General features: G+C 35.6%; 1 protein-coding gene. It reads left to right on the forward strand.

Annotation, left to right across the window (positions count from 1 at the left end; genetic code table 11):
- Positions 1-92 precede the first annotated feature (92 nt).
- Positions 93-1,136: an IS630-like element ISMae22 family transposase gene (locus tag O9295_RS24200; protein ID WP_288035878.1), complete on the forward strand. Its 1,044-nt coding sequence runs from the start codon at positions 93-95 to the stop codon at positions 1,134-1,136.
- The last annotated feature ends 141 nt before the right edge of the window (positions 1,137-1,277 follow it).

Here is a 1,277-nt window from a genome sequence, read left to right on the forward strand (position 1 = left end):
TATACTTTGCACGGCTACAACTTGCATTTTTTACTCAAAGACAATAATATAGTTTAAGAGTCATAATTAGAAGCAAAGCACTCATTGAAAACATGATTAACCTAGAATTCACGGAAGAAGAAAAGAACTCACTGTATTATGAAAGATTTCATCATCCTCATCCCCGGGTTCAACTGAAGATGGAAGTTCTTTGGTTAAAGAGTCAAAAAATACCGCACCAAAAAATTTGTCAGTTAGCAGGAATCTCGCCAAATACCTTATTAACTTATCTTCGAGATTATCAAGAAGGCGGAATAGAAAAATTAAAAGAAATCAACTTCTATCGCCCTAAAAGTGAATTAGAGTCTCAAAGAGAAACGCTCAAAAAATATTTCGAGAAAAATCCACCAGCCACAATAAATGAAGCTGTATATAGGAGAGAAGAATTGACGGGAATAAAACGAAGTCCTACCCAAGTGAGAAAATTTTTAAAATCAATGGGAATGAAATGTTTAAAAGTAGGTTCTCTTCCTTCTAAAGCTGACCCAGATGAACAAGAGGACTACAAAGAAAAAAAGCTAGAACCCAGACTAAATGAAGCTAAAGAAGGAAAAAGGGCTGTTTTTTTTGTTGATGCCGCTCACTTTGTTATGGGAGCTTTTCTCGGTTTTGTTTGGTGTTTTGAGAGACTTTTTGTTAAGTCACCGAGCGGGCGTAAACGCTTCAATGTTTTAGGAGCATTGAACGCAATAACTCATGAAGTTATTCTGGTTACTAATGACACTTATATTACAGCAACTCAAGTCTGTGAACTCCGGTCAAAAATAGCTGCTTTAGGACTAATGATTCCCATCACTCTCGTATTAGATAATGCCCGCTATCAGAAATGTAAAATTGTTGAAAAATTGGCTCTTTCTTTGTCAATAGAGCTACTCTATCTACCGTCTTATTCGCCTAATCTAAATTTAATTGAAAGGCTGTGGAAATTGGTCAAAAAGAAATGTTTATATGGTAAATATTATGAGAACTTTTCTGACTTTTCTTCAGCTATTTATGAATGTCTGAATGATGCCCATCTGAAACATAAAAAAGAACTGGATTCCTTGCTGACTCTACGATTTCAGAAGTTTAATAAATCTCAGATTATGAACGTCTAAAGCTGACTGACGGACACAAGTGGGTCAAAACCTGACAAGACAAGGGTTGCCAAAAAGAAAAATATCTGGGTAGATAGGGAAAAAGCAAGAATCCCTACAAGATGAAAACCGAGAACAGAATCTTCTCCCAAGTTTATTCCT

Source organism: Microcystis sp. LE18-22.4A, from assembly GCF_027531105.1.
GTDB lineage: Bacteria > Cyanobacteriota > Cyanobacteriia > Cyanobacteriales > Microcystaceae > Microcystis > Microcystis aeruginosa.